Source organism: Geobacillus sp. WSUCF-018B, assembly GCF_002809985.1.
In the GTDB taxonomy this organism is placed as follows: Bacteria; Bacillota; Bacilli; order Bacillales; family Anoxybacillaceae; genus Geobacillus; species Geobacillus thermophilus.
Map to the genome: position 1 here is coordinate 29694 of NZ_PIJF01000010.1, position 23254 is coordinate 52947.

General features: G+C 49.3%; 23 protein-coding genes, 1 tRNA gene and 1 pseudogene. 10 read left to right on the top strand and 15 right to left on the bottom strand.

Going from position 1 to position 23254, the window contains the following annotated elements; genetic code table 11:
- Nucleotides 1–2: 2 nt before the first annotated feature.
- Nucleotides 3–176, bottom strand: a complete 174-nt coding sequence (locus CV944_RS17415; protein WP_167337621.1) for a DNA modification system-associated small protein — start codon at nucleotides 174–176, stop codon at nucleotides 3–5.
- 163 nt (nucleotides 177–339) lie between these two features.
- On the opposite strand from CV944_RS17415, the gene CV944_RS04870 reads away from it, so the two are divergent.
- Entirely contained in the window at nucleotides 340–3177 is a 2838-nt protein-coding gene (locus CV944_RS04870; RefSeq protein ID WP_233204969.1) for a PD-(D/E)XK nuclease family protein, read from the top strand.
- A gap of 3 nt (nucleotides 3178–3180) precedes the next feature.
- Nucleotides 3181–5241: a UvrD-helicase domain-containing protein gene (locus tag CV944_RS04875; RefSeq protein WP_100663906.1), complete on the top strand. Its 2061-nt coding sequence runs from the start codon at nucleotides 3181–3183 to the stop codon at nucleotides 5239–5241.
- Here CV944_RS04875 and CV944_RS04880 read toward each other — a convergent pair.
- On the bottom strand, nucleotides 5238–6341 hold the full coding sequence (locus tag CV944_RS04880; protein ID WP_100663907.1) for a nuclease-related domain-containing protein: 1104 nt from the start codon (nucleotides 6339–6341) through the stop codon (nucleotides 5238–5240). The two genes, CV944_RS04875 and CV944_RS04880, sit on opposite strands and share 4 nt — an antisense overlap.
- Before the next feature lie 228 nt (nucleotides 6342–6569).
- Between CV944_RS04880 and CV944_RS04885 the strand changes: the two genes are divergently transcribed.
- Complete coding sequence (locus CV944_RS04885) at nucleotides 6570–7028, top strand: CBO0543 family protein (protein WP_198518503.1); 459 nt, start codon at nucleotides 6570–6572, stop codon at nucleotides 7026–7028.
- Nucleotides 7029–7097: 69 nt separating this feature from the next.
- Nucleotides 7098–7431, top strand: a pseudogene (locus CV944_RS04890) (hypothetical protein).
- Nucleotides 7432–7527: 96 nt separating this feature from the next.
- Here CV944_RS04890 and CV944_RS04895 read toward each other — a convergent pair.
- The 5 genes from CV944_RS04895 to CV944_RS04915 form a co-directional block, all read right to left on the bottom strand.
- Nucleotides 7528–8499 (bottom strand): sugar phosphate isomerase/epimerase family protein, encoded by a 972-nt coding sequence (locus CV944_RS04895; RefSeq protein WP_100663908.1) that lies wholly within the window; start codon nucleotides 8497–8499, stop codon nucleotides 7528–7530.
- A gap of 102 nt (nucleotides 8500–8601) precedes the next feature.
- Nucleotides 8602–9756, bottom strand: a complete 1155-nt coding sequence (locus CV944_RS04900) for a Gfo/Idh/MocA family protein (RefSeq protein ID WP_100663909.1) — start codon at nucleotides 9754–9756, stop codon at nucleotides 8602–8604.
- Entirely contained in the window at nucleotides 9753–10502 is a 750-nt protein-coding gene (locus tag CV944_RS04905) for a ThuA domain-containing protein (protein ID WP_061580958.1), read from the bottom strand. Before CV944_RS04905 ends, CV944_RS04900 begins: the two co-directional genes overlap by 4 nt.
- A 93-nt stretch (nucleotides 10503–10595) precedes the next feature.
- Nucleotides 10596–11675: a Gfo/Idh/MocA family protein gene (locus CV944_RS04910; RefSeq protein WP_100663921.1), complete on the bottom strand. Its 1080-nt coding sequence runs from the start codon at nucleotides 11673–11675 to the stop codon at nucleotides 10596–10598.
- 132 nt (nucleotides 11676–11807) lie between these two features.
- Nucleotides 11808–12821, bottom strand: a complete 1014-nt coding sequence (locus CV944_RS04915; protein WP_100663910.1) for a LacI family DNA-binding transcriptional regulator — start codon at nucleotides 12819–12821, stop codon at nucleotides 11808–11810.
- A gap of 232 nt (nucleotides 12822–13053) precedes the next feature.
- Between CV944_RS04915 and CV944_RS04920 the strand changes: the two genes are divergently transcribed.
- On the top strand, nucleotides 13054–13962 hold the full coding sequence (locus tag CV944_RS04920; protein ID WP_033009701.1) for an Rpn family recombination-promoting nuclease/putative transposase: 909 nt from the start codon (nucleotides 13054–13056) through the stop codon (nucleotides 13960–13962).
- A 204-nt stretch (nucleotides 13963–14166) separates the two neighbouring features.
- Nucleotides 14167–14604 (top strand): GNAT family N-acetyltransferase, encoded by a 438-nt coding sequence (locus tag CV944_RS04925; protein ID WP_033009702.1) that lies wholly within the window; start codon nucleotides 14167–14169, stop codon nucleotides 14602–14604.
- Between the two features lie 100 nt (nucleotides 14605–14704).
- Here the strand turns inward: CV944_RS04925 and CV944_RS04930 are convergent, their stop codons facing one another.
- The 5 genes from CV944_RS04930 to CV944_RS04950 all read right to left on the bottom strand — a co-directional run bounded on the left by CV944_RS04930 (nucleotide 14705) and on the right by CV944_RS04950 (nucleotide 19106).
- Nucleotides 14705–16000, bottom strand: coding sequence for an MFS transporter (locus CV944_RS04930; RefSeq protein ID WP_100663911.1), 1296 nt, complete (start codon nucleotides 15998–16000; stop codon nucleotides 14705–14707).
- Between the two features lie 134 nt (nucleotides 16001–16134).
- Entirely contained in the window at nucleotides 16135–16590 is a 456-nt protein-coding gene (locus tag CV944_RS04935) for a MaoC/PaaZ C-terminal domain-containing protein (protein ID WP_100663912.1), read from the bottom strand.
- Between the two features lie 435 nt (nucleotides 16591–17025).
- Nucleotides 17026–17430 carry a hypothetical protein gene (locus CV944_RS04940; protein WP_015375219.1) on the bottom strand — a complete coding sequence of 135 codons (405 nt, stop codon included), beginning with the start codon at nucleotides 17428–17430 and terminating at the stop codon, nucleotides 17026–17028.
- 13 nt (nucleotides 17431–17443) lie between these two features.
- Nucleotides 17444–18370, bottom strand: coding sequence for a glutaminase A (gene glsA, locus CV944_RS04945; protein ID WP_100663913.1), 927 nt, complete (start codon nucleotides 18368–18370; stop codon nucleotides 17444–17446).
- A 160-nt stretch (nucleotides 18371–18530) separates the two neighbouring features.
- Complete coding sequence (locus tag CV944_RS04950; RefSeq protein ID WP_100663914.1) at nucleotides 18531–19106, bottom strand: Uma2 family endonuclease; 576 nt, start codon at nucleotides 19104–19106, stop codon at nucleotides 18531–18533.
- 146 nt (nucleotides 19107–19252) lie between these two features.
- Between CV944_RS04950 and CV944_RS04955 the strand changes: the two genes are divergently transcribed.
- The 3 genes from CV944_RS04955 (at nucleotide 19253) to CV944_RS04965 (ending at nucleotide 20165) form a co-directional block, all read left to right on the top strand.
- Nucleotides 19253–19714 (top strand): Uma2 family endonuclease, encoded by a 462-nt coding sequence (locus tag CV944_RS04955; protein ID WP_100663915.1) that lies wholly within the window; start codon nucleotides 19253–19255, stop codon nucleotides 19712–19714.
- Entirely contained in the window at nucleotides 19715–19936 is a 222-nt protein-coding gene (locus tag CV944_RS04960) for an MBL fold metallo-hydrolase (protein ID WP_100663916.1), read from the top strand. It begins immediately after the preceding gene.
- A 155-nt stretch (nucleotides 19937–20091) separates the two neighbouring features.
- Nucleotides 20092–20165 (top strand) — tRNA-Pro (locus tag CV944_RS04965).
- Nucleotides 20166–20244: 79 nt separating this feature from the next.
- On the opposite strand, the gene bioF is transcribed toward CV944_RS04965, so the two are convergent.
- Complete coding sequence (gene bioF / locus CV944_RS04970; RefSeq protein WP_100663917.1) at nucleotides 20245–21417, bottom strand: 8-amino-7-oxononanoate synthase; 1173 nt, start codon at nucleotides 21415–21417, stop codon at nucleotides 20245–20247.
- Nucleotides 21418–21623: 206 nt separating this feature from the next.
- Between bioF and CV944_RS04975 the strand changes: the two genes are divergently transcribed.
- Nucleotides 21624–21806 (top strand): small acid-soluble spore protein H, encoded by a 183-nt coding sequence (locus tag CV944_RS04975; protein WP_011231614.1) that lies wholly within the window; start codon nucleotides 21624–21626, stop codon nucleotides 21804–21806.
- Nucleotides 21807–22082: 276 nt separating this feature from the next.
- On the opposite strand, the gene CV944_RS04980 is transcribed toward CV944_RS04975, so the two are convergent.
- Both CV944_RS04980 and CV944_RS04985 read right to left on the bottom strand, forming a co-directional pair.
- Nucleotides 22083–22451 (bottom strand): VOC family protein, encoded by a 369-nt coding sequence (locus CV944_RS04980; protein ID WP_100663918.1) that lies wholly within the window; start codon nucleotides 22449–22451, stop codon nucleotides 22083–22085.
- Nucleotides 22448–23230, bottom strand: a complete 783-nt coding sequence (locus CV944_RS04985; RefSeq protein WP_100663919.1) for a YhfC family intramembrane metalloprotease — start codon at nucleotides 23228–23230, stop codon at nucleotides 22448–22450. Before CV944_RS04985 ends, CV944_RS04980 begins: the two co-directional genes overlap by 4 nt.
- Between the last annotated feature and the right edge of the window lie 24 nt (nucleotides 23231–23254).

Sequence of the window (23254 nt, forward strand, 5' to 3'; positions counted from 1 at the left end):
CCTCATTTCGTCCATTCGTCAATTTTACGCTTAATATCCTTATAGATACCACTTCTTGTATACATATTTCTATCCGCATATTCTTTCTCAATAAGAAACAGCTGTTTAAGATAGGAAGGATGGACGCCATGTTTTTGGCATATAGATTCCAGAAGTTTTTCATCATCCTTATGCATTGCTGTTCCTCCTTTTATGCCTTTTGGATTAAATTAGTGTCTTTTGTTCCACAAAAATATACAATTGATGGGATCCATAGCCACAAAAACTGCTTTATAATAAAGGTTGATAATTCCTATTTTCATATTATACTATATCTCTTAGAAAATATATACAGGTGGGATGAACTTGGAAATACTTTGTACCCCTTATACAGACGACGTAGACAAATGGCTTAATAAAAAGATTAGTTTATACAGTCAAAAAAAAATACTCCATATTGTACCAACCCTTATTTTGTATCGAAAGAGATTGCAAAGTTACAGAAATCAACACAAAGAGCTATTTCAAAATAATGGAACTGATTTTCGAACAGTAGCTAAAACATTAGAACAAAGAGGCATTTTCCTTTATGAAATGGATCGTTTCTTGCTGAAATTAATCAAAACCGGACCATATACCGTTTTGTCCAAACGAGAATCTGCGGTACTAATTGGGCGTGTTTTAGAAAGTCATTCATTCTCTAATAATATTGCTTGGAAATCTTCATTACAAGATATCTCTGAGTGCTTCATTACACTTTCGCAAAGCGGCCTATCCCTAGAGGAAATTCGCGCTCTTGATGCTACACAATCGTGGGAACTCGTTTGCGATTTGTATGAAAATTATTTGGCTGAACTTTCACAACAAGGTGTACTTGACTACGGACAGGCATGTGTACGGCTTCTTCAGGAATATAACTTTGAAAGTTTTGACATGCTTTTGCTTGATGGTGCCTTCTTGCCCATATTGCCAAAACATCAAATGCTCATCAACCGTTTTCAACAAGTGGATAAAAAAATTATTTGCTTTATTCCTATCGACTTAGACTTTCCGAACAACCCTGCGTTCGAAGCAGTTAAAGCAACCTATGTGAACTTCGCACCTATGGCAGAGTGGAAATCGATCAAATCAGAACAAATTGCTCATAGTACTGTACAGCAGCTTGCGCAATCCATTTTTCACTCTAAAGTTAATGAGATTAGCGATCGTTCAGTAACAGTATTGCGTTTCGTTTCTGAAGAGGAAGAACTGGACTACATTGTAGAGCGTGCGGGCAAACTGATCGAACAGGGAGCAGCAAAACCTCATGAAATTGCCTTAATTACACCGAATCCAATGGAGCTACGCCCGACGGTTCGAGAACTTGCCGAAATCTATGGAATTGCAATGGAAGTTCCTGAACGTTCATTAATTCATCTTCCTCATGGAAGAGCCGTTTTTAATTTGCTCAAAATCCATACCGATGACCGTATCGGAGTGCTAGAACTTCCTCATTTTATAGATATAAACATGGTTCTTGAACTCATTGAAGGTGATTTAGTACAGATTCCTGATAAAGCTGTATTTCAGTGCATCGTCGATCTGCAGGCCTTTTTCGAGGACTGCAAAACATTTCCTGATTGGTTCAACAAAATCGACGAACTAATTGCAGCGAAGGATCAAATAAATGATGATTATACATCTCACCCATTATATTACATTAGCAAGGACACATTAATTAACGTAAAAAATATAATTGAAATCATTGCAACGATCAGTTCTGATTTAATGTCCGCATCGGATATGACGTTTACAGAACATCTTGACCATATTGTTCGTTACTTTGAAGAATCACCTTATACAAATGAAATAGAGGAGGAAATCAAAGAGCGGCTTGCAGAAATTGTGGAAGAATTGACTCTTCATAACCATCTTGCAATTACTCGTTCCGAATTTGCAAGACGCATTTATGCGGTTTTGAATGACAAGCAGCATGAAAAAGAGAATGATCAAAGAAAAGTACGACTGAGCAAAGTTTTGGTCACCGGACCAAACAACGTAGAGTACCAAAAATACGAATATGTTTTTATTACCCGATTCAACCAGCATATGTATCCAGAACGGATTGCTTATACATGGCCGATGTCGGCGGATATTGAGCGAAAAATTTTAAACGCCGCCACTGTACAAAAGTTTTCGAATGAAATTTCCTTGTTGCGTTATTATGCAGACCGCTCAGTATATTATATCTATACTGCTCTACAAGCAGCGAAAAAGTCTGTTTTTATTTGCTATTCGCGGTTTGAGGACGGAATTAAATTATCCCCGTCTCATTACTTATATGACATAGCTAAAGCACTCGGAATTGGGGAAACAGACGACGACCTGTTATCCATTGAAAACCTATTAGAAAAAGAAGGTCTGCTATTTGACGCCGGCAGACTTTCCGATGCTCAGGCTTTGCCATTCTATGAACAAAATCTGCCGCCTATGTCTAAGGATAAAATCATCACGATTGAAGATGTTGCAGTTTACCAACTCTGTCCAAGGAGATTTTATTACGAAAAAAACTTGGAGCATGAATACGTATATTCATCCGCCTTCCACCTTCAAAACTATGCAGCTTCTTTTTTGTATGAGAAGGCTGTTGTTTTATTAGTAAATCAGTTTCCTAAAGTCTCCAAGGAAAGTATGCATACAATTACGCATGCCTTGCCTAATATTATTGCTCATGCAGAGAAAGAACTAAAAACTGCTTTTCCAATGGCGCAGCGTTATTGGGAAGATGTAAAAATGCGTGTTCATTTCCATCTACAAAGATTGCTTAACCAAATATTATCAAACCCAGATTACAACCGAGCATCATTATCCATTACACAACAAAGACAAGAATCAAAAATTAAAGGATATACATTTGTCGGCGAGCGTCAATTGCGCGTTTCCTATCCAACAATCACTCATTATTACTCTATTACCAATATGAGGAAGATATTATCATTCTCTGCAAATGAAACGAGGGATGAACAGCAAAAGCTCGATCAAGTTAAAAAGGATTACTTTGATTTGCTTAGCAGGTTTTGCCGAAAAGAACGCGCGGCAGAACAATCATTATCCTATTACGCACAACAAATCGAATCAGGCCACTTTTCTAAAAAAGCTGGAGCGCACTGCCGCTACTGCGCTTTTGAAAATGCCTGTAAAGAAAAGGGAGTAGGCTGAGACATGAATCTGACAGAAGAACAGCAAGCAGTGATTAATGCAAACAGCCGAAAAATTCTAGTTAAAGCCGGGGCTGGAACTGGGAAGACAGAAGTATTGACTCGGCGAATTGTTCGGTTAATCGAGGAAGACCCATCTTTATCCATCACGGAGATGGCGATCATTACGTTTACGAATAAAGCAACAGAAGAATTGCAAGCACGATTAAAAAATCGCCTTTATGCTAAATGGAGCAGTTGTTCATCAGAAAGCGAGCGGAAACGGTTTCGGTATGAACTTGAACTGCTCAACTCTTCCCAAATTTCGACCATTCATAAGTTTTGCAAGAACATTTTAAGTGAGGCTGGCCCTTATTATTTAGATGATGTACTGTTTAATCCAAACTTCCATATAAAAAATGATTCACATAAACAGGCAATTACTGAAGTCATCGAAGTTTGGATTCAAGAAAAAAGAGCCAATAACGAGCCTGTAGAACATCTAAACATTATGCCTGTCCATAAGTTAAAAGATATACTTTCCACGTCATATGAATTGCTCCGTACGAAAGGCTTGGACATTGAAACGGTGCTGACTCGTACAAAACGCTATTCATCGTTGGAAGAGCGGACAGCAAGGAGATTAAAAATAGAACTGGTTGAATTGCTAAAACGCATTCATGAACACCATTATTTGCTTAAATATAACTCGTTAGACGTCGATGATCTTCTTGAGTACTGCTATAAAATACTCAAAAACGATTATGGTTTATTGCGGAAAATCCAGCAAAAGTACAGATACATCTTTATTGATGAATTTCAAGATACATCGCTATACCAAGCGGAAATGGTAAAATTAATTTGCGATGGATCCGACAATGCCCCTGCCTTATTTCTCGTCGGCGATTTGAAACAATCGATCTATGAATTTCGGGGAGCTGATACCGACTCATACTCGAAAATTGAAGAATGGATTGCCAAGGACGGCATGGTGCTGACATTATCAACAAACTGGCGCTCCAATCCGTCGCTAGTAGTGTTTGTCAACACCGTCTTTGACCGCATTAAGAAAAAAGAAAGCAGCAATTATACTTTTTACCAAGAACCACTGAAACCAAAAGATGAGGGGACCCATATAAGCTTTAGCGAAATATCGGAATGGATTCTATGCAATCCGAAGGAATCGCAGGCGAAACAAGTAGCTGAGTGGCTGAAGAAAAAATTAAACAATGACGATCCTAGCCGTTATTGTTTGTTATTTCGAAAGAACTTTGAGATTAAAGCATTTGAGAAAGAATTTACAAAGCAAAAAATTCCTTTCAAGGTGATTGGAAGCGGAGATTTTTACAACTGCCGGGAAATCATCGATGCCCTGAAGCTGCTCCAATATCTATACATGCCAACAATGAGCAAATACGCTTTTGAGGCATTGGGTACTATTTTTATTAATTATGATCACAATAAACTCGACGAACTTTATAAAAATATAAAGCCGTTAATCCCAAAATTCACACCCGCGCAAATATTAGACTATATTTATAAATTTACCCTTGCCCATAAAGCATATCCAAAACAAGCTTATGCCAATCTCGTAAAATTAAAACAGCTTGCAAGGGATTTAGGTTTCAATGAACACATTACGTTAGGGCAGTTCATCCAATGGCTCTCAGCTATGATTCAGGCGGAGAAAGATGAACCGCAGGCAGATGTTTTGGATGTTGATTCCGATGACCGGTATGTAACAATGATGACGATTCATAAGGCTAAGGGACTCGAGTTTCCGATTGTGATCCTTCCAAATTTGGATCAAAGCATTAGCCAGCGGGCGCTAAATCCTGAAATTTTATATCATCGTGATCAAATGACGCTCGAATTTTGTTATGAAAAATATTATTCAACAGGCACAAAAATTGTTTCTAAAAACTATGAGGAAGCTGTAAACTTAAATCAATATTCAATTTATTCGGAGGAACTGCGAGTGTTATACGTTGCCTTAACACGAGCCAAGGAAAAGCTTGTACTCGTTGGCTCTGCGAACTGTCCAAAAAGCAAAATTTGCTATCAAAATTGGCTAAAAATCGATTAGCGTTGCGCTAATCGATTTTTTAGCTTCTTCGTCAGCCATGATGGCTTATTCGCCGTTAACATGATAGGACCGTTGTAGATCTTTCCCTCTATAATCGGCCTCAGCTGCCGCTCATAAACAGCAGTTGAACGAATAGAGTTAATATCGACAATAAAGAGATAGTCCGTACTCCTACAATAGTCGCTTAACTGCTCCAACTCAAAAAGCTTCAGTGTCAGCCCTCTTTTTGCCAAAAGCCCTCTGCTTTTTAATAAATCACTAATAAACTCCTTTACTGTTCCTCTTCTCAAGAAGCGATTTAATGGATAGGCAATCGTTATGTTTCTTGCTGCTCTCGTTTGGCAAAGATGATGGACTCGATCAACAACATAATAAAATTCATCAACATAATGTTCAAAAGAAATCAATTGGACATTCAATATTTCTTTTCGTTCCTTCTCCTCTTTTCCCGTTTGTTGTTCCTCTTTGCATGATCTATCTACTTGTCCAGAATAATTAACTTTAATCACTGGATAAATAACTTGTTTTACAATATGGGCTTCTTCTCGTGAAAGACTGTTAATGGTGAAGAGTTTTTCCATTATGCCGTTGATTTTTTCGTTAAAGACATGACTGTCCTCAAGATCTTCCATACAGAACAATTGTCCTAGCGGAATCACCTGATCAATGCACAAGTTGATAATATCAGACGCTGTCAAATCTACAAAAACACATCCTACAGCAACTGGAAACTTCAATTTCCCTTGAAAGTTTCCTGCTTGTTCCACTAATTCCTTGTGTTTGCTTAGTAGATTTATTAACTCATTTCGATACTCAATTGCTTGACTAAACGGGTTTTTTATACTGACCTCCTTCCCCTGGCTGTATATTTTCCAGTAATCTTTTCTAATTTCCAGAATCGTCTGGGTAGTATAATCCTTTACCTCCAGTATAAGAATGCCGTAATATTCGTGAAAAAGTATAAAATCTGGATATTTCCCGTTAATTACAGGTTCATAATACACTGTCCATAAATCGTCCAGGTTTGCTTTTAAAGCATTAAATAGCTTCTCTTCTCCTCTTGTTTTAAATGTCGGACATTCTGGAATAATATACGCCATTTTCTTTTCCCTCTCTCAAACATGCCATTCGTCACAGAAATTTTATTGAATTTTCTCATGCATTTATTATATCGCTTCTCTGTTTTTAAACAAAACATCATTGTCTCTTCCTCAAAATTCAGCGTTTGTGTCCTTAACCCAATCAAAATTCCCATACACCCACATACTCCCCCCTCTTTCATCCCATACTAAGAAAAATCGACATTATTCGCATTCAGGGGGGCGATCATGGAACAATGGATTCTTTGGGCGCTTGTTGCGGTCGGGGTGGGGCTTTTGTTGTTGAGTTTCCTCATTTTGCCAGCGCGGGATGTATGGGTGTCGTTTTTGCTGAATGCATATGCGGCGAGTTTTTTCGGTTCGATCGTGGCGGGGGCCGGGCTGCTCGAGTATCCGGTCTGTTTTTTTGCTTCTTATACAAATAACAGCGTCATTTTTGAATATCTTCTCTATCCGGTTGTCAGTGTGTACGTCTATGCCACCTCGCGCCGAGCGCGCTGGCCGGGTGTGGCGGCGCAATGCGCGGGGTATGCGGCGGTGCTGACAGCCCTTGAGGTTGTCTTTGAACGGCATACGGATTTGATCGAATATCATGGTTGGAAGTGGGAATACTCACTCGTTACAATGTTTCTGTTGACGTTGGCCGTTCGGTTGCTCGCAGGGCGAATGCTGAGACGAAATGAGTGAGCCAGCATGTCTATTTTTGCCCGTTTGGCGCTATACATATAGTATCATGTCCAAAAGGAGGCAAACGGGATGGTGCTGTTTGACATCAAACACCGCCTGTATTATGAAGCCATCAATTCCGCGCGTCCAAAAATGGCGCCGATCCGCCAAGACCGGGCGTGGGGGTATGTATGGAAGAACGTAAATGGTGAGCGGGTGAAGTTTTGGATCGATTTCCGGCGCGGGCGGTACATGTATTTTGAGTACGGGCGCAAGTGGTACCGGGTCGCGTACTTGCAGGCAAACGGAAAAAAAGTCAGGCGATGATGTGTTGGATGGCGCGATGATCGATTTGACGGTGGACGGGCACCGGCTGCTGTTCATGAAAGGGCGCGTAGGCCGCGAGACGGCGCAAGTGGTCTAAAGCAGGTGCGCCTCTTGGCAGGCGTTGGAGGGTCTTTTTCGCGCTTACGCTGAAACCGCGGGCGGCAAGGGATCGTTTTCCCTTGCCGCCTTCTTTTTATGCCCACCACATCTCCGGCAGTTCTTCTTTGAACAACACCTTTTTCAAGAGGGCGACGGCCTTTGACAGCCCTTCATCGATCGAAGCGAGCATATCTTCGTGTTCGATTGACAGCACGTAGTCGTAACCGACGGCGCGCAGGGCGCTGACGATGTCGCGCCACATTTTTTCGCTTTGCCCGTAGCCGACGGTGCGGAACACCCATGAGCGATCGAGAATTTGGCTGTAATGTTTCGTATCGAGCACGCCGTTTTTGCGGATGTTCGCTTCGTCTAAGTACGTGTCTTTCGCATGGACGTGGAAAATCGCTTTTTCGCGGCCGAGCAGTTTGATCGCCTCAACCGGGTCGATGCCTTGCCAAAGCAAGTGGCTCGGGTCAAAGTTGGCGCCGATCGCGTCGCCGACATGTTCGCGCAGTTTGAGGAGCGTTTCCGGGTTGTAGACGACGAAGCCCGGATGCATTTCAAAGGCGATTTGCGTGATGCCGTGCTCCTTGGCGAACGCTGCTTCTTCGCGCCAGTACGGGATGACGACTTCTTCCCATTGCCATTTTAAAATTTCCAAGTAATCCGGCGGCCAAGAGCACGTGACCCAGTTTGGGTATTTGGCGCCGGGATGGTCGCCCGGGCAGCCGGAGAAGGCGTTGATGACCGGGACTTCAAGCTGCTCAGCGAGCCTGACCGTTTTCCGCCACGTGTCATGCGACTGTTTCGCGAACGTTTTGTCCGGATGAAGCGGATTGCCATGGCAGCTTAAGGCGCTGATGACAAGGCCGCGGTCGGCGACGGCTTTTTTCAGAGCTTTGATTTTTTCCGGCTGGTCCAAAAGTGCGTCAGGATCGCAATGGGCGTTGCCCGGGTAATTGCCGGTGCCAAGCTCAACGGCCTCAATGCCCATGGCGGCGACTTTGTCCAGCATCTCCTCAAACGGCAGCTGTTGATACAAAACAGTAAATACGCCTACTTTCATCTCGTTCTTCTCCCCTTTCTAGCGGTGTGAAGCCGGCCGGCTCCGCCGTGTCGTTTTGTTTTGGCGCGCCGTTCGCGCCCGTGCTGGCCGCGCTGACGCCGCTTATTCCGCCACCCGCACCCACCGTTTGGTGCGATGGCTTTCCAAAATGGCGTCGACGATCGTCATCGTATGGTGGCCGTCAGCGATCGTCGCAAACGGCAGTTCCCCGAGCGCCTCACCGCGTTGTTTCCGGATGATGGCGCCATAAAAATCACGGAACAAATTTTTCAGCCCGTCCGGCCAGCCTTCCTCATGGCCACCTGGATAATGGGCGTAAGCGGCGGCTTGCGGCGACAAGAGTGCTGGGTCGCGGACGATTTCTTCGTTCGGGCCGTTGCGGCGCCCGACCCAGAGGCGGTTCGGATGCTCTTGGTCCCAGGCGAGCGTCATCTCATCGGCGGCGATTTCAAAATAGAGCCGGTTTTTCCGGCCAGCGCTCACTTGGGAAATCGTAAACGCCCCATGGGTGCCGTCGTCAAAATGGACGAGCACGCTGCCGCCGTCTTCGGTGTCAATCTGGACGGGCTCGGCGTCTTGGCTGCGGCCGGATGTGAACGTGCTCCCTTCCTGCTTCGGCTTGTAGCGAACCGGATGGACGGTGCGCAAGTCGGCGAACACTTCAACGATCTTCTTGCCAAGCACATACTGAACCGTGTCGCACCAGTGCGAACCGATGTCGGCGATGGCGCGCGACGGGCCGTTTTGCGCCGGCTCGAGCCGCCAGTTGTAGTCGGTGTCATACAAGAGCCAGTCTTGCACATAACCGCCGTACACGAAATGAACGCGCTTCGCCTCACGGGCGAGCCGCTCTTTCGCCTCGACAACGAGCGGGTAGTGGCGGTAGTTGAAGCAGACCGCGCTAAGGCTTTCGCTTTGTTCAGCGAGCCGCTTCAATTCCGCCGACTGTTCGCTGTCCATGGCGAGCGGCTTCTCCGACAACAAATGTTTTCCCGCCTCAAGCGCGGCCTTGTTGATCGGGAAATGGAGGACGTTGCGCGTGCAGTTGTGCACGGCTTCGACGTCCGGGTCGTCCACCAAGGCGCGGTAGTCGCCGTATGCTTTCGGAATCCCGAACCGGCGCGCGGCTTCCTCCGCTTTTTCTTGGCTGCTTGAGGCGATGGCGACAATGTTCACGAACGGCAGGCGTCGGAGCGCCTCAATATGGGAAGAAGCGGAAAAGCCCGTGCCGATAATGCCGACGTTGATCGGTTTCACTGCGTCACTCCTCCTTGTTTCGCTTTGATCGGCTCAAGCGGCTTGACATTGCCAAAGACGATTTCCCCGCGGTTGACCGGCGCGGCCCAGCGGACGGCATTGGCGATCACTTTCAGCACATCCGGGTGATGGTACGTCGGGTACGTTTCATGGCCAGGGCGGAAGTAGAAAATTTTCCCTTTCCCGCGCGTGAACGTGCAGCCGCTGCGGAACACTTCTCCGCCTTCAAACCAGCTGATGAAAATCGTTTCGTCCGGCTCTGGGATGTCGAAAAACTCGCCGTACATTTCTTCCTGCTCAAGCTCGATGTACGGTCCGATTCCTTCCACGATCGGATGGCCCGGGGCGACGACCCAGAGACGCTCTTTTTCATCGGCTTCGCGCCATTTCAAATTGCATGTCGTCCCCATCAGCGTTTTGAAAATTTTCGAGAAATGGCCGGAATGAAGGACAATGAGCCCCATTCCTTCGAGCACGCGGCGGTGGACGCGTTCGACAACCTCATCTTTCACTTCGTCATGGGCGATATGCCCCCACCAGACGAGGACGTCGCAGCGGTCGAGCACCTCGTCGGTCAAGCCGTGCTCCGGTTCGTCCAAGACAGCGGTCGCGGCGTCAAACCCTGCTTCGGCTAGGTAGTTCGCGATGACGGTATGCATTCCTTCCGGATAAATCGCTCTTACCTGTTCATCTTTCTTTTCATGGCGAAATTCGTTCCAGACGACGACGCGGATGGGTGTAGTCATTCATGGATCCCCCTTGTTTTTTTCGGATTGCGTTCATAAAGGCAAGGACGGCTTGTTTTTGGTTCACAGCTCGCGGGAAGCCAGCACCGCTTCTCACCATTCAATGCGGACTTGCCGCCCTTGTTCGGACGACTCGTAAATCGCTTCCAACACTTTAGCGATCATAAGCCCTTGTTCCGCCGTGCAAAGCGGTGCCGTCTCCTCCGTGATGCTCGTGACAAAGTGGTCAAGGAGCGCCACCCGTTCGCCCTGGTCCTCAAAATGGAGCGTGACATCGGCCGGAACGCCGTGTTCGTTTCGGAACCATTTCACTTCTTGGCGGTTGCCGGCGATATTCCACTCCCAGCGCACGCCGCCTTCCGTGCCAAGAAACTCGACATATGCCCGCTCTTCTTCAATGTGCGACGCCCAGCTCGTCTCCAGCAGCACCGTCGCGTCGTTTTCGAGCTGGATGAACGCCGAGGCGAAATCTTCGACCGTATAGGCGGCATCAGGCGCAAACGTCGTTCCCGGCCATGCCCCTTGGCGGCGCGGGCCGAACTTCGCGTACGTTTTCCCCGTCACCGCGACCGGGTTCGGGTTCCCGAGCAGCCAAAGCGTCACATCGAGCATATGGACGCCCAAATCGATGAGCGGACCGCCGCCGGAGCGTTCGCGGTCAAAAAACCACGCCCCCCATGCGGGAATGCCGCGGCGGCGCACCCAACCCGTTTTCGCGTAATAAATCTCACCGAACGCGCCAGATTGGATTCGCTCATGAAGCCATTGCGCCGCTTGGCGGAAGCGGTTGTTCAGCGCCACCATAAACTGCTTGCCTGATTCGTCTCGGGCGCGGATGATGGCGTCCGCCTCTTCCGCTTTCGTCACCATGGGTTTTTCGCAAAGAACGTGTTTTCCGGCCCGCAAGCTGTCGACCGCCACTTGGGCGTGCAAAAAATTCGGCACGGTAATGATGACGGCATCGACATCTGGTGAGGCGAGCAGTTCCTTGTAGTCGCGATACACTTCACGGATGCCGTACGTTTTCGCTTTCTCCGCGGCCGCTTGTTCATTGACGTCGCAAATCGCCTGCAAGACGACGCGCTCGGAAAGGTTTAGCGCCGCCTTGATGTGTTCATTGGAAATGCCTCCAGCTCCAATCAAGCCGAGGCGGATTGGAATCGTGTTCCCCATGCTTTTTCCCCCTTGCGTTTTATGTTTGCGGCTTCCATATGCCATCGCTTCCCCATCATTTGCTTGATGTAATCGATTACATCACCGTGCAAAAAAATCCGCCCGTTCCCCCGCACCGGACAGAGAGCGCTGTCAGCCCCTTTGCTCAGAGCGCTCTCCTCCACACGAATCGCGAATGACGAGCCGATCGGGAAGAACAAGCTGACGCCGCCGCGCGCTCGTTCCTTCAATGAGCGCAAGCAGCAATTCCATCGCCTTTTGCCCGATCTCAAACATCGGCTGGGCGATGGTTGTAAGGCTCGGTTCAAAAATCGAGGCCATGTGAATGTCGTCAAATCCGACAACGGCGACATCGTCGGGAACGCGCCCGCCGCGATGGCGAATGGCTTTAACCGCCCCGATCGCCATCTCATCGTTGGCGGCGAAAATCGCGGTCGGCGGCTTCTCAAGAGCGAGCAGCTTCAACGTTAAATTATATCCGGACTCATAGGTAAAATCGCCTTCCTGCACGAGCGCGGCGTCCGCCTCAAGCTCATGCTGGGCCAGCGCCTGTTGGTAGCCGCGCAGCCGATCGCGGCTTAAAATGATGTTCATTGGCCCGGACAGGTGGGCAATGCGGCAATGGCCGAGGCGGATCAAGTGTTCTGTCGCCTTGCGGGCGCTGCTGATGTTGTCGATCGAAACGGTCGGGATGTCCGCCCCTTCCAAATACTCGCACGCCAAGACGATCGGAAACTGCCGCGCCATCTCTTCCACCAGCTCTTTGCGGATGCGGGCGGTCAAAAAAATCATCCCGTCGACTTGCCGCTGCGGCAGCAAATTCAAATACTGCTCCTCAAGCCGGACATCGTTTTGCGTATCGCCAAGCAGCACCTGATAGCCGTGCTCGAGGGCGACCGCTTCAATGCCGCGCAGCACCTTCGAGAAAAACGGATTCGTAATATCGGGCACGACGACGAGCACCGTCTCGGTCTCCATCCGCCGCAAATACCGGCCGAGCACGTTCGGCTGGTAGTTCAGCGCTTCAATGGCTTCAAGCACGCGCTGCCTTGTCTCTTCGGTGACATTGCCCGTGTTGCGCAACACGCGCGACACGGTCGCCGTCGATACGTTCGCCCGCTTCGCCACGTCTTTTATGCTTGCCATTCGTTATAGTCCTCTCAGTTATGTAATCGATTACATCACCATCGTATCGGAAAGACAGGACGGTTGTCAAGCGTTGTTTTTCCTATCCGTCTCAGAAATGCCGTTGATTGGCTGGTGACAGCCGTTTTTCCACCAGCCTTCTCGTAATCGATTTTTTATAGTTTCCATGCAGGATTTTTTCTTCTGCTCACGAACCAGTTTATCATGTAACGTTTCAAAATGAGGTGATCGAATGGCCATTGACCATGACCGATTGTTCAAAGAGCTGATTCAAACGTTCTTCGAAGAGTTTCTTCTCCTCTTTTTCCCCGACATGCACGAACACATTGATTTCAGCCATTTGTCTTTTCTGTCCGAAGAACTGTTTACCGATGTCACGGCAGGTGAAAAATACCGCGTCGATCTATTGATCGAGACGAAGCTGAAAGGGGAAAATGGGCTGATCATCGTTCATGTGGAGAATCAAAGCTACGTGCAACCATCGTTTCCAGAGCGCATGTTTATCTATTTCAGCCGTCTGTTTGAAAAATACCGCACGCGCATCGTTCCGATCGCTGTCTTCAGCCATGATGCCCTTCGCGAGGAACCATCCGTGTTCTCAATCGAGTTTCCCTTTGGCGACGTGCTGCAGTTTCGCTTTTTCCCCGTAGAGCTGCGCAAGAAACATTGGAGAGACTACATCCGGCATGACAATCCGATCGCAGCTGCCCTCCTTGGCAAAATGGGGTATACTGAAAGTGAGAAAGTCGAGTTGAAAAAAGAGTGTTTGCGCATGTTGGTGCGATTGGAGCTGGATGAAGCGAGGCAGCGGCTGCTGTTGGGCTTTTTTGAAACATATGTGAAGCTGTCGGAGGAGGAAGAGCAACAACTGCAAAGAGAGGTGAAGGCGATGGAAACGAAAGAAAGAGAAAAAGTGTTGGAGCTGATCATTTCCTATGAGCAAAAGGGAAGGAAAGCGGGATGGGAAGAAGGGATGAAACGCGGGATTGAACAAGGGATCAAGCAAGGAATGAAACAGGGAATGAAACAGGGAATGAAGCAACTGATCCGTAACATGGCGCGCAAAGGAATGACGGAGAAAGACATTGCTCAGTTGGTGGATCTTCCAGTGGAAGATGTTCGGGCATTGCTTGAAAAGTAGGGAAATCAAAAGCAAGTGGATGGCCCTGGAAAATACCGAAAGAAGACGGTTGGCGGCGACAAGCGGCCAACCGATCGTCGTACGAACAGCATGGCCTAAAGATGCCCGGAGACCGCCGTGTTTGTGAAGCCCGTGACTTTCGAAGATCCAGTGCCTAAAAAAGCCTAACCAACCATCTATGAAGCATTGGGAGAGGGGAACTCCATGGAAATTAGAAAACCAAACGATTCGGAATACAAAACGATTTTATCATTCACACCACAAGCATTATTCGAAGGCACATTAGGCGAAGCAAAACCGTCAGAGGAAAAAGTCAAACAACTGATTGAGCCATTATTGCAGAAAGGGAGCTATTATTTGATCGCAACGGAAGGCAATCATCTGATAGGTTGGATTTTAATCGGAGCAAGTCAAGACCTGCTTACTGGGAAAAGATATGGATTCATATATGAATTGTTTGTGTTAGAAGAATTTAGAGGAAAGGGAATGGCAAGGAAATTAATAGAAGCCGGCATCGAACATTTGAAACAAGATGGATATTCAGAGGTTCGTTTGCGTGTATATGCAGGAAATCAAGCGATGAAACTGTATGAAACATTCGGATTCAAGCACCACACCATTATCATGAGCATGAACGTGTAAGGCAAACATATCCCGCCCACCGTCATCCTTAGCAGGCGGCAAGAAGAAGCGCCTTTGCCCGAACGCAAAGGCGCCCATAGTGGTGTTCAGTCCGATTCATCTAATCAATCGCCTGGCGCGCACGGTCTTGCAGCATTTTCGCCCCAGCGAGTGAAATCAAGCCCATGACGACGATATAGAAGGAGATGGCGGTGGCGCTGCCGTATTTGTGCAACAGCCACGTGCTGATGAGCGGGGCTGGGCCGCCGGCGATGATCGAGGCCAGCTGGTAGCCGAGCGAAGCGCCGCTGTAGCGAAGCCGCGTCGGGAAGTTTTCCGCGATCATGGCCGCCTGCGGGCCATACAGCATGCCGTGGAACACCATCGCCACGACCGTCGCCAAAAAGATGAGCCCGACACTTTTCGTATTGACAAGCCAATAATACGGAAACGCCCAAAGCATCAGCAAAATCGTGCCCGTCATGTAGACGCGGCGGCGGCCCCACCGATCGGATAAATGGCCGGAATAGACGATCGAAAGCGCGTTGATCACCGCAGCGATAATCGTCACATTGACGAAAATGCTTTTTTCCATCCCCAAAAATGTCGTCCCATAGCTGACGATAAACGTAACAAAAATGTAGAATGACCCGTTTTCAATCACCCGCGCAAGCGCTGACCATAGAATTTCGCGCGGATGCTTGACCAGCACCTCGCCGACCGGCATCTTGCTCGTCTCTTGTTTTTTCATCGCTTCTTGGAACAGCGGTGATTCGAGCACTTTCAGCCGGATATATAGCCCGACGGCAATCAACAGGAAGCTAAGCAGAAACGGAACACGCCACCCCCACGCATAAAAGCTGTCGCCGCCAGTCGCGAGCATCAATGTCGTCACGAGCGAAGAGGACAACAACCCAAACGGCACGCCCATTTGCGGCAGCGAAGCCATCAGTCCGCGCCGTTTGCCTTCTTCCCACTCCATCGCAATCAAAATGGCGCCGCCCCATTCTCCGCCGACTCCGATGCCTTGAATGAGACGGAGTATGGTCACCAAGACTGGGGCCCATAAGCCGATTTGTTCATACGTCGGCATCAGACCGATCAACGCCGTCGCCAATCCCATCAACAGCAGCGTGGCGACCAACGTCGCCTTCCGGCCGATTTTATCGCCGAAATGGCCGAAAATCGCCGCCCCGACCGGCCGGGCAACAAATCCTAAGGCGAACGTTGTAAACGACTGCATAAGTGCTACGTACGGGTCGCTTTGCGGGAAAAAGAGCTGTGGAAACACAAGCGCGGCCATCGTCCCGTAAAGGAAGAAATCATACCATTCAATCGTCGTACCGACCACACTCGATATAGCGGCCCGCTTTTTTTGGCGTTTCAATTCGGCTGCATCCATCGTTGACATCGCCATCGGCAACACTCCTTCCCGTTCATTTGATCTGACAGCAGGAAAAAATCGATCAATAAGGCCCATTTTTTTCAAGAATCATTTTTATTCTTCTTCGAAACCGCTTACAACTGATTCTCGAAACCTCCCATTTGCCGCTAAGCTCTTGCAGAGACATTTCCTTCCCGCTCCACAAGCACATGCACAACGACATCGACGACCGTCTCTTCCCGCTGGTTGACGATCCGCTGATGCACCGTGACAAGCCCCGCTGTCTCGCCCCGTTCCGTCAACTGTCTTACTTCCGATTCAACGTAAATCGTATCGCTGATTTTCACTGGGCGGACGAAGCGGAGCGCGTCGATGCCGTAAAAAGCGAGCACACATCCTGGCTCCATCACCCATAGTCCAGTCGCCACCGACATTGTCAGCATCCCGTGGGCGATCCGCTCGCCAAACCGTGTCTGCCTCGCGTATTCTCGGTCCGTATGCAGCGGATAAAAATCACCGGAAACGCCGGCAAACTGCACAATATCGGCCTCGGTAATCGTCCGCCCGCGCGACCGATAACGCTCGCCTACGGCATATCCTTCAAAAGGTCGGTCAAAACGCAATGAAATCCCCCCTTCGCTTTATGTTCAAAAAGAGTGAACCCATTCCCACCCCCTTTCAAGCAATGGAAGAACGATTCACCGATCAAAAATTTTACAAATTTTCAGTATATTTTCGGCAAACTATAATCGAAAATCATGAGACATAGAAAACCGCTCGGGTCTTCACAACGGTTTGGCCTCATACTTGTCACTAACATATGAATGGGAAGCAGCGGATAGAACGGTTTTTATGATTTCATGTTTCTAAACGGCTGTAATAATGTAGCAGGCTAGCCCCCTCACCTCTACTCGAGAACATGGCAATGTTAGCAGCGAAAAACTTATGTCTAGACAGCCCTCTTCTAAACGGTAGAGTTGATAAGTGAAGGAGTGTCACTTATCTTTCATAGTCGTATCAATAAAAACTCCCAGACTGTTCCGTCCGGGATCGCCATCTCACACCTCCACCGTCTTCCCTTCCTCGACGATATGATAAAGCAAATGCGCCAGGTGGTGGATCGGTCCGTATTCCTCTTCGCCGTCTTCCGTCATTTCTTCTTCGTCGGCGAATTCAAGGTCGTTTAAGTAAAGCGCCATAAATTCGTAAAAGTCTTTCAGCTCAAAGCTGTAGCACGCGCTCGGGTCTTCGTTGTCTTCTTCATATTGAAGCATTAAATACGATACGTTGCCTTCGTTGTCCTCAGCGTCGAAAAAGACGAAATAGCCGATATTGGTGTCAAGGTCAAACAAATGCCGCGTCCCGCCTTCGGTCGCCTTGTCAAAATCCTCTTGGCTCAACTTGCCGACGTTCATCGCTTCGACGTCGTCTTCGCGGTGAAACTGGACCGTAAATGTTTTCATCGTGATTTCCTCCTTAGAAAATGCTTAATGAATACGTTTTTGACAGCCGCTCGAGCAGTTTCACCCCGGTCACGCTGTTCCCTTTATCATCGAGAGCCGGGCCGAAAATACCGATGCCGCACCGGCCCGGGACGGCGGCGAGAATGCCGCCTGAGACGCCGCTTTTCGCCGGGATGCCGATTTTAATCGCAAATTCGCCGGATGCGTTGTACATGCCGCACGTGACCATGAACGTTTTGCAAATGCGGGCGACATCAAGCGGCATGATCGGCTCGCCCGAATGCGGGTCGCGCCCGTCAAGCGCGAACACCAAGCCGATGCGCGCCAGGTCGATGCACGTCATTTCAATGGCGCACTGCTTCGTGTACAAATCCATCAGCTCTTCGACATCTTCGTCAATGATACGATGCTGCTTGAGAAAATAGCAAAGCGAACGGTTCAAAAACGCGGTTTCAAATTCGGAGCGGGCCACTTCCTCCGAATACGCGATCTGTTCGTTGCCCGCCAATCGGCGAACAAACGCCAACAGCCGTTCCAGCCGTTCGGACACCGAGCCGCCTTGAATCATCGACGTGACGACAAGCGCGCCGGCATTAATCATCGGATTCAGCGGCTTGGCAGGCTTTTCCTCTAATTTGGCAATGGAATGAAACGGATAATCCGTCGGCTCCATGCCGACTTTATGGAACACTTCATCTTCTCCGTGATCCATCAACACAAGGGCCAGGGCAAGAATTTTGGAAATGCTTTGCAGCGTCACTTTCACCGTCACATCCCCGGCGCTTGCCACCTTGCCGTCCGGGGTGTAAACGGCAACTGACAGTTCATTTGGATCGGCCTTGCCCAAGGCGGGAATGTAATCGGCTACTTTTCCATAGCGGGCGTACTGTTTCGCTTCTTCGACAAAGCGGACCAATTGCTCTTGACTGTACACAGGCATCACCGATCGTTAGTATCGCCTGTTTTTTCCTTTTCTATGCCCAAGTGTGTGGCAAACAGCCATCGATTCCCCCGCAGGTAGCCTCTTGCCCCCCGCCTGATGGATCCGCCCGCGACAAACGAACAAGGGGAGCATGCGGTTTGAACAGCAGCCGTTTTTCTTATTCTTCTTCGGCAAATACGTTTTTCAATTCGATCGCAAATCCGGGAAACATGCGGACAGGAATCGTATCATCGCGGACGTACATTCCTTGATGGCGGAATCTCCCTTCTTCGAGCACATAGACATCAATCGTCTCATTCACCGGATCGACAATCCAATATTCTTTCACCCCTGCCCGCTCGTAACGGTGAAATTTGACAATTTTGTCCTTGCGCACCGTCGATTTTGAAATAATCTCCACAACGAGATCCGGCACGCCAACAATTCGTTTTTCGCGAATTTTGCTTTTGTCGCAGACAACGACAAGATCCGGCTCAACCCATTCGCGAATTTGTTCCGGATCATCCCGATCCGCCAAACAAACGTCGATCGGAGCACCAAATACGGTGCATTCTTTCCCCCGCAAATATGCCGCAAATTCCACCAACAATTCACGTTGCACGGCCTGATGTTTCGGCGTCGGAGCGGGGAACATGTTGAAGACTTGGCCATCAATAACCTCATAGCGTACATCTTCGTCAAACATCATGTATTGCGCATAAGTAAACGGCTGCCCTTTTTCCGGCACCGGCATGAAAACGTCCTCCTTTCCCGTTTTCTTTATAGTATACTTGAATACCGCCTGGCAACCTAGCGTTTTCTTTTTCTCAACAACCCGTTGTAGGCAAGGGAGACCGGTTTCAAGTATAATGAAAAAGAAATGAAAAAGAGGTGAGGAGCGTGCAAGAAGCCATCAACATGCCCACATCCCCGTCATGGGAACATCAAATCGTTTGCGACAATCTTGTTTCCGTGATCAAAGGAAAAAGCCCATGTCAACCGATTTCCAACTTGTCCGTGAAACTCGAGAAGAACGGAAACGTGATGAACGAGTTTATCCAGCCGGATGTCGCCGTCTATTGCGAACGGCCGGAAAAAATCATCGGCGGCTATAAGGGGCGGCCGCTCATCGTCATCGAGGTGGTCAGCCCGTCAACCTACAAAATCGATGTGACACTGAAAAAAGATTTGTACTGCGCCTACGGAGTGGAAGAATACTGGATCGCCGACCCATACAACAAAACGATCCATCAGTGCACACTCGAACATGATCGATACGCCGAGACGATCATCGCCTGCGGAGAAACGTTCGATTCTGTTATCGGAACGATTGACACCGCGCTCGTTTTCCAAGGTGTTTAATTGCCGAAACACCGCCTGTTGATCGCCGGCGACGCCCTCACCGCCGAAGAAGGGCGGCTTTACGGGCCGAATCCGGCCTTCACGCCCGATATGGACGAAGCCATGCGCTCTGTCCGAAAATTGCTTGATTTTGACATCGAAACGGTCGTCTGTTACCACGGCGGAGCATGCCGCGGCGATATTCGCAAACAATTGGAGCGAATTGTTTCATCGATGGCATAACCTCATTCGGCGGCACAGCCCTGACAGACGAAGCCTTCTTTTTTGTTAACATCGGGGATGCCGACAACGGCATCCTTCTTCCGGTTTCCTGAAAAATTAGCCATTGATCTTATCCCGTTTTTCTTGTATAATGAAGTATGTCTGACAAACCATTTCGGGATGTAGCTCAGCTTGGTAGAGCACACGCATGGGGTGCGTGGGGTCGCAGGTTCAAATCCTGTCATCCCGATCGAAGGAAACCAGCCGAAAAAACGTCCGGCTGGTTTTTTGTTCTCTCACGCGTTTCCTCCTCGTGACGCCGTTTTTCCCTATGAAATCAATCCAATCTGCCTTCCTGCCCAAGCGATACGGTCAACCGCCATATCAATGTCTTCTTCCGTCATCGCGGCGGTGATGGAAAAGCGAATGCGCGCCGTTCCCTCAGGGACGGTCGGCGGCCGGATGGCGACGGCCGCGATGCCAGCTTCTTGCAGCTGCTCGCTCATGGCCACGGCTCGGTCGTTCGGACCGACGATCACGGGAACGATCGGCGTCTCGCTGCCGCCGGTGTCAAACCCAAGCCGCTTCAGCTTGGTGCGGAATCTTTCGCTTAGGGCGTGCAGCCGCTCGCGCCGCTCCGGCTCGGATTGAACGATATGAATAGCCGCTTCATTGGCGGCAAGGACCGATGGCGGCAAGGCGGTTGTAAAAATGAAGCTGCGGGCGCTGTTGATCAAATAGTCGACCAGCCACGGCTCTCCCGTTACATACGCGCCGAAGCTGCCGAGGGCTTTGCTGAAGGTGCCGATGGCGATCACATCCTCTTCCTTCTCAAGCCCGAAATGGTGAAGCAGCCCTTCACCGTTTGGTCCGAACACGCCGCCGCTGTGCGCTTCGTCAACGAGCAAAACGGCACGGTAACGCCGCTTCAACTCAACCAGCTCCTCGAGTGGCGCCATATCGCCGTCCATGCTGAAGACGGCATCGGTGACGATCCATTTCCGCTTCGCGGGCGGAGATTGCTTCAACAATGACTCCAGCTGATTCATGTCGTTATGACGATAGCGGAAACAGGCGGCTTTGCTCAAGCGGATGCCATCAATTAAACTCGCATGGTTCCACTCATCGCTAAAGACAAGATCATCGCGGCCAATTAAAGCTGTCAACACGCCGATGTTGGCCGTGTAGCCGCTGTTGAAAATAAGAGCCGCCTCTGCCTTTTTCCATTGTTTCAATGCGGCTTCCGCCCGCTCATAGAGCGGGTGATTCCCAACGATGAGCCGCGATGCGCCCGCTCCGGCTCCATAGGCCCGCAACGCCTCACAGCCCGCCTCAATCAGCCGCCTATCATCCGCTAACCCTAAATAATTATTGGACGCTAAATTCAACATCGGCTTTCCGTCCAACATGACCGAAGCGCCTGACGCCTCTGCCCGGCGCAGCTGGCGTTTTTGCGCTTTTTGTTCCCATTCGAGCAGTTGGGCGGTTAGTTCGGTTTTCATCCCCATCCCCCTTATATGTAAACTATTTATAAAAAATAGTTTACATTAAAACGTGTGAATCGGCTAGGAAAAGATGATCGGTTTTGTTAATTGATTATTTAGCACATTGTTTTGGAAATTATTCTTTCCGATCTCAGCCACATGCATAGTTCAATCGCAAACATGTCATACTATGCGTGTTATCGGCAAATAAGGAGGTGTTTCAGATGGATGTCCGTCGGGCGCAAGAAATCGCGTCGTCGCCGGTGATGGCAAACGTCACGTACAACGGCCAGCGCATTTACATTGAGCATGTCGACCAACAAAAAGGCGTAGCCACGATTCACCCGCTTGACAACCCGAATCAAAAACAAAGCGTGCCGGTCGCCAGCTTAGAAGAGCATTCGTAACGAAAAAAGCGAGAGAAAGGAATCGCCCTTTCTCCCGCTTTTTGATTGAATCGGCCGTCAGCTCTTCCCGCTCTTTGTAGGCCTCTTGCACCGTTTGTTCCTTCATCGCTGTCCGGCCTGCCGTCCGTGTGTCGGCGGCGCGGGCCGGATGCCCGGCGCGTTGGTTGTCCGGTTTCCGTTTCATCGCCCTCCCCTCCTTCATCCCTAGCATGCCCCGAATGAGACGGGTTTACGATAGCGAAGGAGAAAGCGGCCCTTCTCGCCTCAAACACTATTTTACCTTATTTTTTCCAACAGCTCGATCCGGTTGCGGAACGGATCGCGAAACGAAAACCGCTTCACCCCTGGGATCGGTTTTTCGTCTTGCGTCGCGACGCCTTGCGATTCCAAATAGCGGCGCGCGGCTTCGACATCTTCCACTTCAAACGCCGGGTGGCTTTTGCTGTTGTAGCCGTCGCGGTTTTCTGCTCCGATATGGAGCTCGATATCGCCGACTTTGTACCAAAGTCCACCGTTTCCTTTCAGCGATTCCGGCTTTTCGATTTCTTGAAAACCAAGCACACCGGTGTAAAAGGCGCGCGCTTCGTCTTCGGCGCCAAACGGAATGCAAATTTGCACATGGTCAAGCCGTTTTACACGAATCATCGTTCCTCTCCCCCCTGTCCGAATGCCGGTTTGATCCGGCGGATGAACGAAACCGCAGCAACCGCCCAAATGAGCAGCACTCCCTCGACCACCCAAATGTTTTTGACCACTTTCGCTTGATAAAGCGCGGGCAAGACGTCCATCGCCGTGTGAAGCAAAATCGCGTACAGGACATAACGGAACTGCCGCTGGCGCACGCCGAGCAAAACGAGGAGCGACAGCGCCGTGTGCACCGCCAAGGCAAACAGCCGCTCCAGACCCCCTAACACGTACATCGCCAACGGCGTGTGCAGCACTTGTTCCTTGATCAGCTCCGCCTGCTCTGCCGGAAGCGACGGGGCGATCGTTTTGTCGAACGCTCCGGACTGGATGAGGATGGAAAGCACCATGACGTTGACGGCGCCCAACACCCCGAGCAACACCGCTTCCGCCCCGCCATGGCCAAGGCCGAATGACAGCCCATCGCCATATGCGCGTTTTTGTTTTAACAGCCAGCGAAACCCGACATAGCGGCCAAGTTCTTCAAACACGCCAGCGGCAAGCGCGGCGTACAGGACAAAGAGCCAAACGCTGTCTGTTCCTTTTAACGCTGGCCGGCCCGGTTCGAGCACAGCGATGTGCAGCGCTTTTTCCAATACTTGTGAGAAAACGAGAAACACAACAGCCCCGACGCCGAGCGCTTTCCATGAAAGCCATCCTTTTTTTCTCCCGTACCATGCGAGACCAACTGGAACAAACAATGAAATGGCAAGCTGTACAGCCGCACCGATCATTCCCACGTCCCTCTCCCCCCTGCCGCTTAT

Bases quoted from the DNA above. Each gene is read 5' to 3' on its own strand.
- CV944_RS04910 (WP_100663921.1), bottom strand. From the start codon at position 11,675: ATGGGGAACACGATTCCAATCCGCCTCGGCTTGATTGGAGCTGGAGGC.
- CV944_RS04930 (WP_100663911.1), bottom strand. From the start codon at position 16,000: ATGGCGATGTCAACGATGGATGCAGCCGAATTGAAACGCCAAAAAAAG.
- CV944_RS04940 (WP_015375219.1), bottom strand. From the start codon at position 17,430: ATGAAAACATTTACGGTCCAGTTTCACCGCGAAGACGACGTCGAAGCG.
- CV944_RS04885 (WP_198518503.1), top strand. From the start codon at position 6,570: ATGGAACAATGGATTCTTTGGGCGCTTGTTGCGGTCGGGGTGGGGCTT.
- CV944_RS04920 (WP_033009701.1), top strand. From the start codon at position 13,054: ATGGCCATTGACCATGACCGATTGTTCAAAGAGCTGATTCAAACGTTC.
- CV944_RS04880 (WP_100663907.1), bottom strand. From the start codon at position 6,341: ATGGCGTATATTATTCCAGAATGTCCGACATTTAAAACAAGAGGAGAA.
- CV944_RS04870 (WP_233204969.1), top strand. From the start codon at position 340: ATGAACTTGGAAATACTTTGTACCCCTTATACAGACGACGTAGACAAA.
- CV944_RS17415 (WP_167337621.1), bottom strand. From the start codon at position 176: ATGCATAAGGATGATGAAAAACTTCTGGAATCTATATGCCAAAAACAT.
- CV944_RS04895 (WP_100663908.1), bottom strand. From the start codon at position 8,499: ATGAAAGTAGGCGTATTTACTGTTTTGTATCAACAGCTGCCGTTTGAG.
- CV944_RS04925 (WP_033009702.1), top strand. From the start codon at position 14,167: ATGGAAATTAGAAAACCAAACGATTCGGAATACAAAACGATTTTATCA.
- CV944_RS04980 (WP_100663918.1), bottom strand. From the start codon at position 22,451: ATGATTCGTGTAAAACGGCTTGACCATGTGCAAATTTGCATTCCGTTT.
- CV944_RS04915 (WP_100663910.1), bottom strand. From the start codon at position 12,821: ATGGCAAGCATAAAAGACGTGGCGAAGCGGGCGAACGTATCGACGGCG.
- bioF (WP_100663917.1), bottom strand. From the start codon at position 21,417: ATGAAAACCGAACTAACCGCCCAACTGCTCGAATGGGAACAAAAAGCG.
- glsA (WP_100663913.1), bottom strand. From the start codon at position 18,370: ATGCCTGTGTACAGTCAAGAGCAATTGGTCCGCTTTGTCGAAGAAGCG.
- CV944_RS04950 (WP_100663914.1), bottom strand. From the start codon at position 19,106: ATGCCGGTGCCGGAAAAAGGGCAGCCGTTTACTTATGCGCAATACATG.
- CV944_RS04875 (WP_100663906.1), top strand. From the start codon at position 3,181: ATGAATCTGACAGAAGAACAGCAAGCAGTGATTAATGCAAACAGCCGA.
- CV944_RS04905 (WP_061580958.1), bottom strand. From the start codon at position 10,502: ATGACTACACCCATCCGCGTCGTCGTCTGGAACGAATTTCGCCATGAA.
- CV944_RS04975 (WP_011231614.1), top strand. From the start codon at position 21,624: ATGGATGTCCGTCGGGCGCAAGAAATCGCGTCGTCGCCGGTGATGGCA.